Raw genomic sequence first — 16,352 nt, forward strand, 5'->3', positions numbered from 1 at the left:
TAACAAGCTTCATACAGTATTCGTCGACTGTATGCAATCTGCCGTGAAGCGCGTGGCGAGTGAGCCGAAGGGGCGCGCGGGGTGTCGACAGGGAGAACGCGGAGGTCCCCGAGGAACGAGGGGACCGAGCACGATCGACCGCCGACACACGCTTGAAGCGCACCGGAGGCGAACCGAGCCACAAAAAGAAGGGACAGGACTTCGCCATGCATGACGACAGCCGCGACGAGCAACAAGCCCTCATCTCGGGTGGACACCTGGTCGCCAAGGCACTCAAAGCGGAAGGTGTGGAGGTCATCTACACCCTCTGCGGCGGCCACATCATCGACATCTACGACGGCTGCGTGGACGAAGGCATCGAGGTCGTCGACGTACGCCACGAGCAGGTCGCCGCCCACGCCGCCGACGGGTACGCCCGCATCACCGGCAAGCCGGGTTGCGCGGTCGTCACCGCGGGGCCCGGCACCACGGACGCGGTGACCGGCGTCGCCAACGCCTTCCGCGCCGAGTCCCCCATGCTCCTCATCGGCGGCCAAGGGGCCCACACCCAGCACAAGATGGGCTCGCTGCAGGACCTGCCGCACGTCGACATGATGACGCCCATCACCAAGTTCGCCGCGACCGTGCCGGACACGGCGCGGGCCGCCGACATGGTCTCCATGGCGTTCCGCGAGTGCTACCACGGCGCTCCCGGCCCCTCCTTCCTGGAGATCCCGCGCGACGTGCTGGACGCCAAGGTGCCGGTGGACAAGGCGCGGGTGCCCGAGGCCGGGAAGTACCGGGCGTCGACCCGCAGCGCCGGCGATCCCGCGGACGTCGAGAGGCTCGCGGACCTGCTCGTGCACGCCGAGAAGCCGGCGATCCTGCTCGGCAGCCAGGTGTGGACGACCCGCGGCACCGACGCCGCGATCGAGCTGGTGCGCACCCTGAACATGCCCGCGTACATGAACGGCGCAGGTCGCGGCACCCTGCCTCCCGGCGACCCGCACCACTTCCAGCTCTCCCGCCGCTACGCCTTCTCCAACGCGGACGTCATCGTCATCGTCGGCACGCCCTTCGACTTCCGTATGGGCTACGGCAAGCGGCTCTCCCCCGACGCGACCGTGGTCCAGATCGACCTCGACTACCGGACCGTCGGCAAGAACCGCGACATCGACCTCGGCGTCGTCGGCGACGCCGGGCTGATCCTGAAGTCGGTGACCGAGGCGGTGTCGGGCCGGCTCAACGGCGGCGCGGTCAAGCGCAAGGCGTGGCTGGAGGAGCTGCGCGCCGCCGAGCAGACCGCGCTCGACAAGCGGCTGCCGCAGCTGCGCTCGGACGCCTCCCCCATCCACCCGTACCGCCTGGTCAGCGAGATCAACGACTTCCTCACCGAGGACTCGATCTACATCGGCGACGGCGGCGACATCGTCACCTTCTCTGGCCAGGTGGTGCAGCCCAAGTCCCCCGGGCACTGGATGGACCCGGGCCCGCTCGGCACCCTCGGTGTCGGCGTCCCGTTCGTCCTCGCCGCCAAGCAGGCGCGGCCGGACAAGGAGGTCGTGGCCCTGTTCGGCGACGGCGCCTTCTCCCTCACCGGCTGGGACTTCGAGACGCTGGTGCGCTACAACCTCCCCTTCGTCGGGATCGTCGGCAACAACTCCTCGATGAACCAGATCCGTTACGGCCAGGCACAGAAGTACGGCCTGGAGCGCGAGCGGGTCGGCAACACCCTCGGCGACGTGCACTACGACAAGTTCGCCCAGATGCTCGGCGGTTACGGCGAGGAGGTGCGCGACCCGGCCGACATCGCACCGGCCCTGCGCCGTGCCCGCGAGTCGGGTCTTCCCTCGCTGATCAACGTCTGGGTCGACCCCGACGCGTACGCCCCCGGAACCATGAACCAGACGATGTACAAGTGAGGAGCGCCGGCCATGACACAGACCAGGACCAAGGCTCTTGAGGGCATCCGCGTCCTCGACATGACCCACGTCCAGTCCGGCCCCTCCGCCACCCAGCTGCTCGCCTGGCTCGGCGCGGACGTGGTGAAGCTGGAGGCGCCGAGCGGTGACATCACGCGCAAGCAGCTGCGCGACCTCCCGGACGTCGACTCGCTGTACTTCACGATGCTCAACTGCAACAAGCGGAGCATCACGCTGAACACCAAGTCGGAGCGCGGCAAGGAGATCCTCACCGAGCTGATCCGCCGCAGCGACGTGATGGTGGAGAACTTCGGGCCGGGTGCGGTGGACCGCATGGGGTTCACCTGGGAACGCATCCAGGACATCAATCCCCGTATCGTCTATGCCTCCATCAAGGGGTTCGGGGACGGTCCGTACACCAACTTCAAGGCGTACGAAGTGGTGGCGCAGGCCATGGGCGGGTCCATGTCGACCACCGGATTCGAGGACGGGCCCCCACTCGCCACGGGGGCGCAGATCGGCGACTCGGGCACGGGCATCCACGCGGTCGCCGGCATCCTCGCCGCGCTGTTCCAGCGGGAGCACACCGGGCGCGGCCAGCGCGTCAATGTGGCCATGCAGCACGCGGTGCTCAACCTCTGCCGGGTGAAGCTGCGCGACCAGCAGCGCCTGGCCCACGGCCCGCTCGCCGAGTATCCCAACGAGGACTTCGGCGGCGAGGTCCCCCGCTCGGGAAACGCGTCCGGCGGCGGCCAGCCCGGGTGGGCGGTCAAGTGCGCGCCCGGCGGCCCCAACGACTACGTGTACGTCATCGTCCAGCCGGTGGGCTGGCAGCCGATCTCGGAACTGATCGGCCGCCCGGAACTCGCGGACGATCCCGAGTGGGCGACGCCCGAGGCACGGCTGCCGAAGCTGAACAAGATGTTCCAGCTGATCGAGGAGTGGTCCTCGACGCTGCCCAAGTGGGAGGTGCTGGAGCGGCTGAACGCCCACAACATCCCCTGCGGGCCGATCCTGTCCACGAAGGAGATCATCGAGGACGCGTCACTGGCCGCCAACGAGATGGTCGTCGAGGTCGCGCATCCGCAGCGGGGCACGTTCACCACGGTCGGCAGCCCGCTGAAGCTGTCGGACTCGCCCGTCGAGGTGGTCACGTCACCGCTGCTGGGCCAGCACAACGAAGAGGTGTACGTCGGTGAGCTGGGGCTCGGCGACGAGGAGTTGCGCCTGCTCAAGTCGAACGGAGTCGTCTAGTGACCGATGCAGTGACGCACGAAGAGCGCAGGGACACGGTCCGGGCGGTCATCGCGGGAGCCCTCGCGGAGGGCCGTACGGCGCTGACCGCCCCGGAGGGGAAGGCGGTCACCGACGCGTACGGGATCCCGACTCCGGCGGAGGGCCTCGCCGAGACCGCCGACGAGGCGGTGGCCCTGGCGGACCGGATCGGCTTCCCCGTCGCGATGAAGATCGTCTCGCCGGAGATCCTGCACAAGACGGACGCGGGCGGTGTGCAGGTCGGGCTGTCGTCGTGCGCCGAGGTGCGCGGAGCGTTCACCGCGATCGTCTCGAACGCGAAGGCGTACGCGCCCGGGGCTCGCATCCTCGGGGTCCAGGTGCAGCAGATGGTGCCTGCCGGGACGGAGGTGCTCGTCGGCACGGTCACGGACCCCACGTTCGGCAAGGTGGTGGCGTTCGGTCTCGGCGGTGTGCTGGTCGAGGTGCTGAAGGACGTGACGTTCCGCCTCGCGCCCGCCTCGCGGGACGACGCGCTGTCGATGCTCGACGGCATCCGGGCCGCCGAGGTGCTGCGCGGCGTGCGCGGCGGCGCCGCGGTGGACCGCGAGGCGCTCGCCGACGTGGTGGTGCGGGTCTCCGAACTGGCTGCGGACTTCCCCGAGATCGCCGAGGTGGACCTCAACCCGGTCTTCGCGTCCGCCGACGGCGTGATGGCCGCGGACGTGAGGATTCTGCTGACCGAGGACGCGCCGGCCGCGCGGCGGACGTACACACGCGACGAGATCCTGGCCTCCATGCGGCGGTTGATGCAGCCGCGTTCGGTGGCCGTGATCGGCGCCTCCAACGAGCAGGGCAAGATCGGCAATTCGGTCATGCGAAACCTGATCGACGGCGGCTTTCCGGGCGAGATCCATCCGGTGAACCCCAAGGCCGATGACATACTCGGCCGTAAGGCGTACAAGAGCGTGATGGATGTCCCGGGCGAGCCCGACGTGGCCGTGTTCGCGATCCCGGCGAAGTTCGTCGCGTCGGCGCTGGAGGAGGTCGGCCGCAAGGGCATTCCCAACGCGGTGCTGATCCCGTCCGGTTTCGCAGAGACCGGCGAGCACGAGCTCCAGGCCGAGATCGTCGCCATCGCCGAACGGCACGGCATCCGGCTCCTCGGACCGAACATCTACGGCTACTACTCGACCTGGCAGGACCTGTGCGCCACGTTCTGCACGCCCTACGACGTCAAGGGCGGTGTGGCGCTGACGTCCCAGTCGGGCGGCATCGGCATGGCGATCCTCGGTTTCGCGCGGTCCACGCGGACGGGCGTGTCGGCGATCGTCGGTCTCGGCAACAAGTCGGACCTGGACGAGGACGATCTGCTGACCTGGTTCGGCGATGACCCCAACACCGACTGCATCGCGATGCACCTGGAGGACCTCAAGGACGGGCGGGCGTTCGTCGAGGCGGCGCGGGCGACCGTGCCGAAGAAGCCGGTGGTGGTCCTGAAGGCGGGCCGTACGGCGGCGGGCGCGAAGGCGGCCGGGTCGCACACGGGCGCGCTGGCCGGCGACGACGCGGTCTACGACGACGTGCTGCGGCAGGCGGGCGTGATCCGCGCGCCGGGGCTGAACGAGATGCTGGAGTACGCGCGGGCGCTGCCGGTCCTGCCCACTCCGCAGGGCGACAACGTCGTGATCATCACCGGGGCGGGCGGTTCGGGGGTGCTGCTGTCGGACGCGATCGTCGACAACGGCCTGTCGCTGATGGAGATCCCGCCGGATCTCGACTCCGCGTTCAAGGCGTTCATCCCGCCGTTCGGCGCCGCCGGGAACCCGATCGACATCACGGGCGGCGAGCCGCCCTCGACCTACGAGGCGACGATCCGGCTGGGCATGGAGGACCCGCGCATCCATGCGCTGGTCCTGGGCTACTGGCACACGATCGTCACGCCGCCGATGGTCTTCGCCGAGCTGACCGCGCGCGTGGTCGAGGAGTTCCGGGCGCGCGGGATCGAGAAGCCGGTGGTGGCGTCGCTCGCCGGTGACGTGGAGGTCGAGGAGGCGTGCCAGTACCTCTTCGAGCGGGGCGTCGTGGCGTACCCGTACACGACCGAGCGCCCGGTGGCCGTCCTCGGCGCCAAATACAGGTGGGCGCGGGCTGCGGGGCTGCTGTGACGGGCACGGGGCCGGGCGTCCGGCCGGGGGTCCGGGGGTTGTCCCCCGGGAGCAGGGGTCAGGTGGGCGCGGGCTGCGGGGCTGCTGTGACGGGCACGGGGCCGGGCGTGTGGGGAGGCGGTCGATGACCTGAGCGACGGCTCGAACCACGGGGTCTGCGGTGGCCGCTCGCCGCGGACCCCGGCGCGAAGAGACACGGACAGGGGGCGCTGGCCAGACTTCTTCCACGCGAGGGGTTCGATCACCATGACGACAACCGACATCTCCACATCCGTCCCCTTCAGGGAGGTGACGGACGCCAACGGGCGCATGTACCGGATCGGCGAGTCCGATATCGACATCATGGGCCGCAAGCGCAAGTGGATGGTCATCCTGCCCTGGGTCGGCATGATGGGCATCAGCTCGGCGGAGTACGCTTTCGCGTCCGCCGAGGACACACTGCACACCGCGCACAGCTGGAGCAGTTCCCACATCTTCTGGATGCTGGGCGTGTGGGTGTTCTTCCAGGCGGCGGTGGCCTTCCCCGCCGGCAAGCTCCGGGAGAGCGGGAAGCTGCCGGCCCGCTGGGCGATGATGCTGGGTGCCCTGGGCACCCTGCTGGGCTATCTGTCGCTGGCGTTCGCGCCGCACGTCGTCGTCGCGTACATAGGCTTCGGCATGTTCAGCGGCATGGGCGCCGGCATGGTCTACGCGACGTGCGTGAACATGGTCGGCAAGTGGTATCCGGAGCGGAAGGGCGGGAAGACCGGATTCGTCAACGGCGGCTTCGCCTACGGCTCGGTGCCGTTCGTCTTCATCTTCACGGGCTACATGGATCTGACGAACTTCCGCTGGGTGCTGGTGTCGGTGGGTCTGTTCCTGGCCGCCACCGTCGCCGTCGCGGGCTACTTCTTCCAGGACCCGCCGAAGAACTGGTGGCCGGCGGAGGTCGACCCCCTGAAGAAGCCGGACGACCCGCGGGCGCGGCGCGCGCTGGAGAAGAACCCCCCGGCGGTGAAGCAGTACACACCGAAGGAGGCGTGGCAGACGGGCCGTGTGGCGCTGATGTGGTTCTGTCTGCTGTGCACGTCCGGGGTGAACATCTTCGGTATCGCCTTCCAGGTGCCGTTCGGTGACGAGGCCGGTTTCGCCGGCGGGATCGTCGCGACGGCGATGTCCCTGAAGGCGATCGTGAACGGCACGGGCCGCGGTGTGATCGGCTGGCTCTCGGACCGTTACGGCCGCAAGCAGTGCCTGATCTTCGTCTGCATCGTGCTGGGCCTGTCGCAGTACGGCATCCTGTGGTCGGGCAACATCAACAACCTGCCGTTGTTCCTGCTGTTCTCCAGCATCTCCGGCTTCGGTGGCGGTGCCATCTTCCCGATGTTCGCCGCGATGACCGCGGACTACTTCGGCGAGAACAACAACGCCTCCAACTACGGCCTCGTCTACAGCTCGAAGCTGGTGTCGGGTCTGCTGGGTTCGGGCATGGGCGCCGTGGTGGTGGGCGCCTGGGACTACGCGGGCGCGTTCATCCTGGCCGGTTCGATCTCGCTGTTCGCCGGCTGTGTGGCGACGTTCCTGCATCCGCCGGGGCGGCCGCGGAAGGGCCGGATCACGGCCAATCCGCAGCCGATCAGCAGGGACATGGGCTGAGCCGCCCCTCGTTGCGCGGCCACGGGTGGCCGCGGCGGCCGGGAGACCGGTCACCGCGGCCACCCGGCCGTATGGGCCCCGTTACGACAACTGACCGTCGTAGTCGGGGAGTTTGAACGTTCGCTCGGCGTGGCCGCCCACCAGGTCGGTGGTGTTGTTGCCGATGTTGGCGATGATCGTGTAGCCCTTGGCCTCGATCTCGGCGCGCTTCTCGGTCTTGTAGGCGCTGACCTCCTCGAACAGGTCGGGCAGGTCACGCACGTACAGGCCGTCGACCGGGTAGCCGGTCTTCTTCAGGTTCCAGTCCGTGAGGGAGTGGATGATGCCGGGGCGTGCGGTGACGAAGAAGACGGCCACGCCGCGGGAGTCGGCGTAGCGGGCGAGGTCGCGCATCGTGGCGATGGCCGGGGTGGGCAGCTCCCAGAACGGGTGGAAGTGCGTTTCCAGCGAGGTGTTGTCGATGTCGAGGACGATCGCCCGCTTCTCGCCGGAGGCGTCGGCCGTGCGCTGCTCGATGTAGGGGCGGGCCTCGGCGACGACGGCGGCGACGTCGCGCAGCCAGGTGTCGTAGTCGACGCCCTGCGTCCGGGCGGCGGGTGTCGTCGCCGTCGCGGTGTCCGCGTGGGCGGAGGCGGCGGGGAGGGCCGCGACGAAGGTCAGGGCGGCGGCGGTCGCGGTGGCGCGGACCGTCCAGGTGCGTGCGTGCATGGGGGGTCTCCTGGGTGTCGAAGCAGCTCAGGGGCCCGTTCGGCCGTGATCGGACGAACGGGTTGACATGCTCGCGCCTAATGATGGACGGCAGGCGACGTTCTTACTACCAGTCGGTAGCGTCCTTTGTGCGCGCATTTCCCGGAGGCGGCCCGTCCGGTGACCCATCGTCACCGGACGGGCCGGCCCGCGTCAGCCCCGGGCGCGCAGGGCGGCGAGGTTGCCGTAACTGATCCGGGCGACCTCCAGGGACTGCCCCGGATTCGTGGCGCTGGGCGCGCCGTCGTGCTCGATCATCGGGTTGTGGTAGTTCTTCGCCCCGACCCGCCTGAAGAACGTGCGGTAGTCGATGTCACCCTCGCCGAACGTCACCATGTCGTAGCCTTGGCCGTTCTGCGTGTTGACCCTGCCGTCCTTGGCGTGGAACAGCGGGTAGCGGGGGTTGTGACGCGCCACCAGGCCCGCCGGGTCGAAGACCTGCTCCTGCGTGGATCCGTCGTGGGCGGTGTAGGTGTGGAACTTGTACTGGGCCACGTGCGCCCAGTAGATGTCCATCTCCAGCCAGACGCTCGACGGGTCGGTCGCCCGCAGGAAGTACTCCAGCTTGCGGATGCCGGAGCTGCGGGTCGGCCTGCCCAGGGCGTCGAGGGGACCGCCGTCGAGCAGGAATCCGTACGCCGAGTCGTGGTTGTGGGTGTAGAGCTTGACGCCCTCGCCGCGGGCGATCTCGCCGAGGGCGTTCCACTTGTCCGCGGCGACGTCCCAGTCCGCCCGGTAGGAGCTGCCGGTGGGGTCGCCGCCGGTGCCCATGTGGGGCATGCCCAGGATGTTGGCGATCTCCAGATGGCGCTTGAACGTGTCGAGGTCGGCCGTGGTCAGCGGCCAGGAGCCGGGGATGAAGCCGTGGTTGCCCTGGGCCCGCAGCCCGTACTCGTCCAGCCAGGACCGCAGGAGCTTCGCCCCCTCGACGCTCTCCAGGTTGGCGCCGCCGGGGGCGTTCGGGTGCTGGCGGTACCCGGCGAACTCCACCTGCTGGTAGCCGTAACGGGCCAGCTGCCGGAAGACCTCGCGGAACCCGGACGGCAGGTCATTGATCAGCGGGTCGCGGCCCGTCGCGTCGCGGACGGTGTAGAGGATCAGTCCGCGCTTGTGCGGCGGGACCAGGGCGGAGCGGCCGGCGTCGCCGGCTCTGTCGTCCACGCTGTCCTGGGCCAGGGCGGGCGAGGCGCCGAGGACCGGGGCCGCGATCGCCGCGGCCGCGGCGGCGGTGCACGTGCTGAGGAAGCGGCGGCGGCTGACGCCGAGGGCACGGCGCAGGCTGTCGTCGGTGGCGGTCTCTTCGTTGAAGGCGGTCACGGGCATTCTCTCTTTCACTTCAATGGAACACGGATACCCGGCGTGCCGCCCTCCGGGGCGAGGCCGGCGAGCCGGAGCAGCAGGGACTTCACATCGGTGGCCGCGGTGCGGCCGGACACGGCATGGGGGGTGGAGCACAGGAGGAGCGGACCCTCTTCGTCGCTCGCGGGGAGGCGGCCATGGCTGCCGCGGACGGGTGAGGGGTCCAGGGGCACGACCGCGAGGCGGTAGCGCATGCCGAGCTTCTTGCGGGCCACGGCGGTGGCCGCCTTCAGCCGCACATAGGGGTCCTCGGGGTCCATGAACAGCTCGACGGGGTCGTAGCCCGGCTTGCGGTGGATCTCGACGAGCTGCGCGAAATCGGGGGCGCGGGCGTCGTCGAGCCAGTAGTAGTACGTGAACCAGGCGTCGGGGTCGGCGACGGCGACGAGCTCTCCCGAGCGGGGGTGGTCGAGGCCGTGGGCCTTCTTGCCCTCGTCGCCGAGGATCTCGTCGATGCCGGGCAGGTCCTGGAGGACTTCGCGGGTGGCTTCGAGGTCCTCGGGGCGTCGGACGTAGACGTGGGCGAGCTGGTGGTCGGCGACCGCGAAAGCCCGTGAGGCCATCGGGTCGAGGTACTCCATGCCGTCCTGGGTGTGGACCTCCAGAAGCCCCGCGCGGCGCAGTGCGCGGTTGATGTCGACGGGGCGGCTGACACGGGTGATGCCGTACTCGGACAGGGCCACGACGGTGCGGCCCTCCTGGCGCGCGTCCTTGAGGAGGGGGCCGATGACGGTGTCGAGTTCGGTGGCGGCCCGGTGCGCGCGGGGGTCGTCGGGGCCGTAGCGCTGGAGGTCGTAGTCGAGGTGCGGCAGGTAGCACAGGGTCAGGTCGGGATGGCGGGTGCGCATGATGTGACGCGTCGCGTCGGCGATCCACTGGCTGGAGACGATGTCCGCGCCCGGCCCCCAGAACCGGAAGAGGGGGAAGGTGCCGAACTTCTCGGTGAGTTCGTCGTGGAGGGCCGGCGGCCGGGTGTAGCAGTCGGGCTCCTTGCGGCCGTCGGCGTAGTACACGGGCCGGGGGGTGACGGTGATGTCGGTGTCGGCGCCCATCGCGTACCACCAGCAGATGTTGGCGACGGTGTAGCCGGGGTGGGCGCGGCGGGCGGCGTCCCAGATCCTGTCGCCGGAGACGAGGCCGTTGTGCTGGCGCCACAGCAGGACGTCGCCGAGCTCGCGGAAGTACCAGCCGTTGCCGACGATGCCGTGTTCGGCGGGGAGGGTGCCGGTGAGGAACGTGGACTGGGCGGCGCAGGTGACGGCCGGGAGCACGGTGCTCAGGGCGGACTGGGAGCCGGCGGCGGCGAGCGCCTTCAGGTTCGGCATGTGGTCGAGGAGCCGGGGGGTGAGACCGACGACGTCCAGGACGAGCAGCGGGGTGGGGCGTCGCGTGTCGTTCACGGCAGCTCCTTGAGGCCGAGGTCGGTCAACAGGTCGCGGGCCAGGGTGAGTTCGGCGGCGATGCCGTCGGCGAGCTGGGTGCGGTTGCGGGGCCGCAGCTCGGGCGGGAGGGCCTGCCAGGTGTAGGTCTCGACCTCCAGGTGACGGGTGCGGGGCGCGGGGCCGCCGACGAGCCGGGTCAGCGTGTCCTGGAGCACGGGCAGGGTGGAGGTGAGCGGCGGGGCGGGCGGCGCGTGCAGGGGGACGTGGAAGTGGGCGCGCCAGGGGGCGCCGTCGGGGAGTGCGTCACCGCGGACGGCCTCGTCGAGGTCGTCGGTGCCGCGGAGCCCGGCGGCGGATGGGGTCTCCCCTGCTCGAAGAGCTCGGGGAAGGGTGCGGGTCTGGTGCAGGAAGCGCGGCTCGGCGAAGGCGGCGAGCGCGTCGCGCACCTCGGGCAGGTGGGGATGTTCGGCGTGCAGGGCGGCGGACAGCTGGGCCTTGGGGACGGTGATACCGGCCGCGGCGAGCGCGGCGATGGCGCTTTCCGGTTCCTCGAAGGACGTGGCGAGGTGGCAGGTGTCGATGCAGATCCCGATGCGGTGGCCGGCGCCGATGTCGGTGAGAGGGCCGATGGCGTCCGCGGTGGTCTCCACGGTGCAGCCGGGCTCGGGTTCGAGGGCGATCCGGATGGACCGGCCGGTCAGTTCCTCCAGGGCGTCGAGCCGTTCGGCGAGCGTGGTCAGGGCGGTACGGGCCGCGTGCGCGGACCGCTCGTCGAAGGCGGTGCGCCAGGCGAGCGGCAGGGTGGAGATGGTCCCTTCGGTGACGTCGTCGGGCAGCAGGGCCACGAGGAGGCGGGCGAGGTCGGTGGTGTGGGAGAGGCGTTCGGGGTCGGCCCAGTCCGGCTTGTAGACGCGGTACTTGACCTCGTCGGCGCCGAAGCCCTCGTAGGGGAAGCCGTTGAGGGTGACGACCTCCAGTCCCCGCCGGTCCAGTTCGCAGCGCAGGCCGCGCAGGGCGGCGGGGTCGTTGATCAGGGCGTGGGCCGCGTCCCTGGCGAGCCACAGCCCGATGCCGAGGCGGTCCCTGCCGAGGCGCCTGCGGACGGGTTCGCAGTGGTCCCGCAGCTGGGCGAGGACGCCGTCGAGGGTCTCGGCGGGGTGGACGTTGGTGCAGTAGGAGAGGTGGACGGTGGACCCGTCGGGGTGGCGGAAGCGCATCCGGGGCCTCTCATTCCCCGCCGCGGAGGATGGAGTTGCCCTCGTGCAGTGTCTCCGGTGCGGGGACGTCGAGCTGGAGACGGCCGCTGAGGCCGTAGAAGGCGACCGGATTGCGCCACAGGACCTGGTCGACGTCGTCCTCGGTGAAGCCGGCGGCGAGCATCGCGTCGGCGACTTTGCGGGTCTTGAGCGGGTCGCTCCTGCCCCAGTCGGCGGCCGAGTTGACGAGCACCTTCTCCGTTCCGTACGTCTTCAGGATCGAGACCATGCGGTCCTCGTCCATCTTGGTGTCGGGATAGATGGAGAAGCCGAGCCAGCAGCCGCTGTCGATGGCGTGCTTGACGGTCGTCTCGTTGAGGTGGTCGAGCAGGACCCGCTCGGTCGGCAGGTTCGACTCGCGCACGACGTCGACGGTGCGGTGGAGACCGGCGAGCTTGTCCCGGTGGGGCGTGTGGACGAGGGCGGGCAGGCCGTGGTCGGCGGCGAGCTGGAGCTGGGCGGCCAGCGCGGTGTCCTCGGCCGGTGTCATGGAGTCGTAGCCGATCTCGCCGACGGCGACGACGCCGTCCTTGACGAGGTAGCGCGGCAGGGCGTCGAGGACGGGCGTGCAGCGCGGGTCGTTGGCCTCTTTGGGGTTGAGGGCGATGGTGCAGTGGTGCGCGATGCCGTACTGGGCGGCGCGGAAGGGCTCCCAGCCGAGGAGGGCGTCGAAGTAGTCGAAGAAGCTGGCCGGGGAGGTGCGGGGCTGGCCGAGCCAGAAGGACGGTTCGACGAGGGCGCGGACGCCCGCGTCGTACATCGCCCGGTAGTCGTCGGTGGTGCGGGAGGTCATGTGGATGTGGGGATCGAAGATGCGCATCACAGCTCCTCGGGCTTGTCGCCGGTCAGGGTCAGCACGCGGCCGAGATCACGGGGGATGTCGCGGCCGGCGGCGGTGCGCTCGGCGGCGTAGTCGGTGAGCATGCGGGCGAGTTCGCCGTCGCCGGCGGCGCGCCGCTCCAGGTCCGCGACGGCGTCGACGGGCACGCCGGTGAACAGGCACTTGAGGACGGCGTGCCGCCAGGCGTGCGGAGCGAGGTGGGCGGCGGCATACGGGCCGACGGCCGCGGCGACGAGCCGGGTGTCGTTGGTGCGCAGCGCGTCGTCGACCAGCGGCAGGGCGTGGGGGCCGTCGACGAGCGCGGGCAGGGCGAGGAGGACGGCGCGGCGTTCGGCGGCGCTGCCCTGCTGGTAGAGGCGGGTGAGTGTGTCGATGCCGGGTTGGGCCGCGCCGAGGATCAGGGTGCGGGCCGCGTCGGCGTTCTCCTGGCCGCAGTGCCGCCCGGCGGCGGCGAACCGCAGCTCCCAGGTGTGGGCGGCGTACGGGGAGGTGGCGGCCGGGGGCGAGGCGGCGGCCCGGGCGGCTTCGGCGAGGGCGTCGGCGAGCCAGGCGCGGGGCGTGTCGTCGAGTCGCGCGTCGAGGTCCGCGCGGGCGAACGGGGGTGCCGGTGTGTGTGTCATGCCGCTGGGTCTCCCTTCTGGCGGACGGCGCGGAGGAACTCGATGGAGGCGCGGGCGAGTTCGGGGCCCGCATGGGAGTGGCGGGGCAGTTCGACGACGGTGAGGCCCTGGTAGCCGGTGGCGGCGAGGGCGTCGAGGACGGGTGGGAAGTCGATCTCGCCGTCGCCGAAGGGGAGATGCTCGTGGACACCACGGCGCATGTCCTCGATCTGGACGTGCCGCAGCCAGGGCGCCGCCTCCCGGACGCAGTCGGCGGGGGGTGCGGGTTCGAGGCACTGGCAGTGGCCGATGTCGAGGGTGAGGCCGAGGGGTGCGGGGTTGCCGAGCGCCGTACGCAGGTGGTGGAAGTCGTCGAGGGTGGCGAGCAGGTGACCGGGCTCGGGCTCGATCGCGACGGGTACGCCGGCCGACGCGGCGGCGTCGAGCACGGGCCAGAGCCCTTCCTCCAGGCGCTTCCAGGCCGTGTCGGTGTCCGTGCCGGGAGGGGTGATGCCGCTGAAGCAGTGCACGGCACGGGCGCCGAGGTCGGCGGCGACGTCCACGGCGGTGAGGAGCAGCCCGGTGCGGGCGGCGCGCGCGTCGGGGTCGGGGTCGAGGAGAGAAGGCCCGTGCTTGCGGCGGGGGTCGAGGACGTAGCGGGCGCCGGTCTCGACGGCGCACATCAGGCCGAGTTCGCCGAGTCGGCCGCCGACGCGGGCCGTGCGGGCGGCGAGGTCGGGCGCGAGCGGGTCGAGGTGCATGTGGTCGAGGGTCAGCCCGACGCCGTCGTAGCCGAGGTCGGCGAGCAGGGCGAGGGCGTCGTCCAGGCGCAGGTCGGTGAGCCCGTTGGTGCCGTAGCCGAGGCGGAGCAGGGAGGGGTGGGTGGTCATGTGGGGCTGACCTTCCGTGCGAGCGTGCGGGCGATCGGCACGAGCCCCATGACGGCAAGGCCGGTGACAGGGGCGCCGGACCGGGCGGCGAGGGCGGCCTGGAGCGGGATCATCGCGCGGATCCCGCCGCCGACGGCGCGCTGGGTGAGGGCCGGTGAGGGGTTGAGGGCGGCGTGGAGGTAACCGGTGGCGGCGGTACGGAGGTATGCGGCTGTGAGCAGCAGCGGGGCGGGGCCGGCGGGTGGTGTCGCCACGGCGGAGGCGAGGGCGGTGGTGGCGGCGAGGGCGACGAGTGGTGTGGCCGTGGAGCCGCCGTGCGCTTCGTGCCTTGACACGGCGGTGACGGCGTAGGTGTGGGCGGCGAGGGCGGCGGCGGCGCGGGCGCCTCCGGTCGGCGTGAAGAGTCCCCCACCCCGCCCCTCCCCGAAACCCTGACGGGACCCGGGGGGCTCCGCCCCCCAACCCCCGGCGGCAGCTCCGCGCCGCACCGCACGGGGCGGCGCCCCGGGAACCCGCGCCCCGGGCGGGGTCGTTGCGGCGATCGCGGGCGCCGGCGGCACCGCGGCAGCTCCGCGCCGCACCCCACGGGGCGACTCCCCGGGAACTCGCGCCACGGGCGAAGGCGTTCCGGCGATCGCGGGCGCCGGCGGCGCCGCGGGCCGCGTCCCGGGCGCAGGCGACGCGGACAACGTTGCCGTTGCGCCCAGCAGGAGGTCCAGGCCGCGGGCCGCTGCCATCGCCGCCGGGGCCGCCGGGGTGTGCTTGAGGTGGAGGTCGTACGCCCAGACCGTGGCCGACAGGGCCGTGGCCACCGCCAGGGCGGGGCGGCCCGCGCGGGAGGCGAGGGCGAGGCCCGCCGCGGTGAGGCCTCCGGCCGCCGTCAGAGCCGCGCCGGGGGTGATGCGGCCGGAGGGGATCGGGCGGTGCGGGCGGTCGACGGCGTCCTCGTCGCGGTCGGCCCAGTCGTTGAGCGCCATGCCCGCCTCGTACAGGCACAGGGAGGCGCCCACGGCGAGTGCCGTGCCCCGGTTGGGGCGCAGCCCTGCCGCGGCGGCGCCCGCGAGGGCGTCGCCGGGGACGGTGAACAGGGCCGAGACGCGCAGCAGTTCGGCCCAGTCCCGCAGCGTGGCCCGGCCCGGCGCGGCCGGGGGTGCGAGGCGGGACAGGAGCGCGCGGATCATCGGGCCTCCCGCAGCCGGTCGGCGAAGGACAGCAGCGCGGTGAACTGTTCGGACAGACCCGCGGGGCCGCCGTCCGGGTCCTTGAAGTAGAAGCCGAGTTCGGGCAGCGGCCCGGTGATGCCGGCTTCGTGGGCACGGGCGACGAGCCGGGCGAGGTCGAGGACCAGGGGCGCGGCGAGTGCCGAGTCGCAGCCCTGCCAGATGGTCTGGAGGATCATGCGGGAGCCGAGGAAGCCGTCGAAGGCGATGTGGTCCCAGGCGGTCTTCCAGTCGCCGAGCGAGGGGACGTCGTCTATGTGGACCTCGCCCTCGGGGCTGTGGCCGAGGGTGTCGGCGAGGACGCGCTCCTTGCCGGCGTTCTTGGCGGCCGCGGCGGCGGGGTCGGCGAGGGCCGCTCCGTCTCCGCCGCCCAGCAGGTTGGTGCCGGACCATGCCCGTACGGACAGGGCGCGCTGCACGAACATCGGGGCGAGGACGGAGCGCAGCAGGGTCTGGCCGGTCTTGCCGTCGCGGCCGGCGTGGGGAAGTCCACTGGCCGCGACGGCGTCGGTGAGGGCGGCGGTGCGCAGCCCGGTGGAGGGGGTGAAGTTCACGTAGGGGCAGCCGGTGCGGAGGGCGGCGGCCGCGTAGAGGGAGCTGGGCGGCAGCCGGACGGCGTCCGGACCCGGGAGGGGTTCGGTGGAGGAGACGTTGACGACGACGACCCGTGCGAGGCGGTGCCGCTCGCGGAAGGACGCGAGATCGGCGGCGAAGGCGGTGATGAGTTCCTCGTCGGTGCGGGTGTCTCCGGCGAGCGGGCCGCCGGGACGTATCTCCTCGTCGGCTGCGGCGAGTTCGGAGCGGACGGCACGCGCGAGGCCGTGCGGGAGGACGCCGGCTTCGGTGAGGTGCTCGGCACGCTTGGGCAGCGGGCAGCTGGCGGTGTCGTGGCCGCCGAAGACGAGGGAGGACAGGGAGGGCAGTCCGGTGCCGGTGAACGGCGGTGTCTCGGTGACCATGCCGGTCGGCGGATGCAGTCCGGCGGTGACCGCCGCGCATCCGGCGACGGCGGTGGTGGCCACCGATCCGCGGGCTCCGGCGAACCAGACCCCGGTGCGTGCGGTGTCCCCGGCAACCCGGGGCTCCGTTGCGTTCCCGTCGTTGTTCACGGGCTGCCTCCC

General features: G+C 71.5%; 13 protein-coding genes. 4 read left to right on the forward strand and 9 right to left on the reverse strand.

The genetic code is table 11. The annotated features are described in order from the left end of the window. The first annotated feature begins 206 nt into the window (after positions 1-206). From ACF08N_RS01680 to ACF08N_RS01695, 4 genes are all read left to right on the forward strand, one after another. Positions 207-1,901 carry a thiamine pyrophosphate-binding protein gene (locus ACF08N_RS01680; RefSeq protein ID WP_392322537.1) on the forward strand — a complete coding sequence of 565 codons (1,695 nt, stop codon included), beginning with the start codon at positions 207-209 and terminating at the stop codon, positions 1,899-1,901. A gap of 12 nt (positions 1,902-1,913) precedes the next feature. Then, complete coding sequence (gene frc, locus ACF08N_RS01685) at positions 1,914-3,155, forward strand: formyl-CoA transferase (protein WP_392322538.1); 1,242 nt, start codon at positions 1,914-1,916, stop codon at positions 3,153-3,155. Positions 3,156-3,166: 11 nt separating this feature from the next. Further along, a complete protein-coding gene (locus tag ACF08N_RS01690; RefSeq protein WP_392322867.1) occupies positions 3,167-5,302 on the forward strand; it encodes an acetate--CoA ligase family protein in 2,136 nt (711 codons plus the stop codon). 246 nt (positions 5,303-5,548) lie between these two features. After that, positions 5,549-6,937: an OFA family MFS transporter gene (locus tag ACF08N_RS01695; RefSeq protein WP_392322539.1), complete on the forward strand. Its 1,389-nt coding sequence runs from the start codon at positions 5,549-5,551 to the stop codon at positions 6,935-6,937. Between the two features lie 81 nt (positions 6,938-7,018). Here ACF08N_RS01695 and ACF08N_RS01700 read toward each other — a convergent pair whose 3' ends face one another. The 9 genes from ACF08N_RS01700 to ACF08N_RS01740 all read right to left on the reverse strand — a co-directional run bounded on the left by ACF08N_RS01700 (position 7,019) and on the right by ACF08N_RS01740 (position 16,340). Beyond that, the gene (locus ACF08N_RS01700; protein ID WP_392322540.1) at positions 7,019-7,645 is read right to left on the reverse strand and encodes an HAD family acid phosphatase; all 627 of its coding nucleotides are present in this window, start codon (positions 7,643-7,645) and stop codon (positions 7,019-7,021) included. A 192-nt stretch (positions 7,646-7,837) separates the two neighbouring features. Continuing rightward, positions 7,838-9,001 carry a sugar phosphate isomerase/epimerase family protein gene (locus ACF08N_RS01705; RefSeq protein ID WP_392322541.1) on the reverse strand — a complete coding sequence of 388 codons (1,164 nt, stop codon included), beginning with the start codon at positions 8,999-9,001 and terminating at the stop codon, positions 7,838-7,840. Between the two features lie 14 nt (positions 9,002-9,015). Further along, on the reverse strand, positions 9,016-10,443 hold the full coding sequence (locus tag ACF08N_RS01710) for an alkaline phosphatase family protein (protein ID WP_392322542.1): 1,428 nt from the start codon (positions 10,441-10,443) through the stop codon (positions 9,016-9,018). After that, positions 10,440-11,642, reverse strand: coding sequence for a metabolite traffic protein EboE (gene eboE, locus ACF08N_RS01715; RefSeq protein WP_392322543.1), 1,203 nt, complete (start codon positions 11,640-11,642; stop codon positions 10,440-10,442). Before eboE ends, ACF08N_RS01710 begins: the two co-directional genes overlap by 4 nt. 10 nt (positions 11,643-11,652) lie before the next feature. Next, the gene (locus ACF08N_RS01720; RefSeq protein WP_392322544.1) at positions 11,653-12,501 is read right to left on the reverse strand and encodes a TatD family hydrolase; all 849 of its coding nucleotides are present in this window, start codon (positions 12,499-12,501) and stop codon (positions 11,653-11,655) included. After that, positions 12,501-13,142 (reverse strand): EboA domain-containing protein, encoded by a 642-nt coding sequence (locus ACF08N_RS01725; protein ID WP_392322545.1) that lies wholly within the window; start codon positions 13,140-13,142, stop codon positions 12,501-12,503. Before ACF08N_RS01725 ends, ACF08N_RS01720 begins: the two co-directional genes overlap by 1 nt. Further along, positions 13,139-14,011: a sugar phosphate isomerase/epimerase family protein gene (locus ACF08N_RS01730; protein ID WP_392322546.1), complete on the reverse strand. Its 873-nt coding sequence runs from the start codon at positions 14,009-14,011 to the stop codon at positions 13,139-13,141. The genes ACF08N_RS01725 and ACF08N_RS01730 overlap by 4 nt, the downstream gene beginning before the upstream one ends. Beyond that, positions 14,008-15,192 carry a UbiA family prenyltransferase gene (locus tag ACF08N_RS01735; protein WP_392322547.1) on the reverse strand — a complete coding sequence of 395 codons (1,185 nt, stop codon included), beginning with the start codon at positions 15,190-15,192 and terminating at the stop codon, positions 14,008-14,010. The genes ACF08N_RS01730 and ACF08N_RS01735 overlap by 4 nt, the downstream gene beginning before the upstream one ends. Beyond that, complete coding sequence (locus tag ACF08N_RS01740) at positions 15,189-16,340, reverse strand: inositol-3-phosphate synthase (RefSeq protein WP_392322548.1); 1,152 nt, start codon at positions 16,338-16,340, stop codon at positions 15,189-15,191. The genes ACF08N_RS01735 and ACF08N_RS01740 overlap by 4 nt, the downstream gene beginning before the upstream one ends. Positions 16,341-16,352 lie beyond the last annotated feature (12 nt).

It is taken from the genome of Streptomyces sp. NPDC015127 (assembly GCF_043080095.1).
GTDB lineage: Bacteria > Actinomycetota > Actinomycetes > Streptomycetales > Streptomycetaceae > Streptomyces.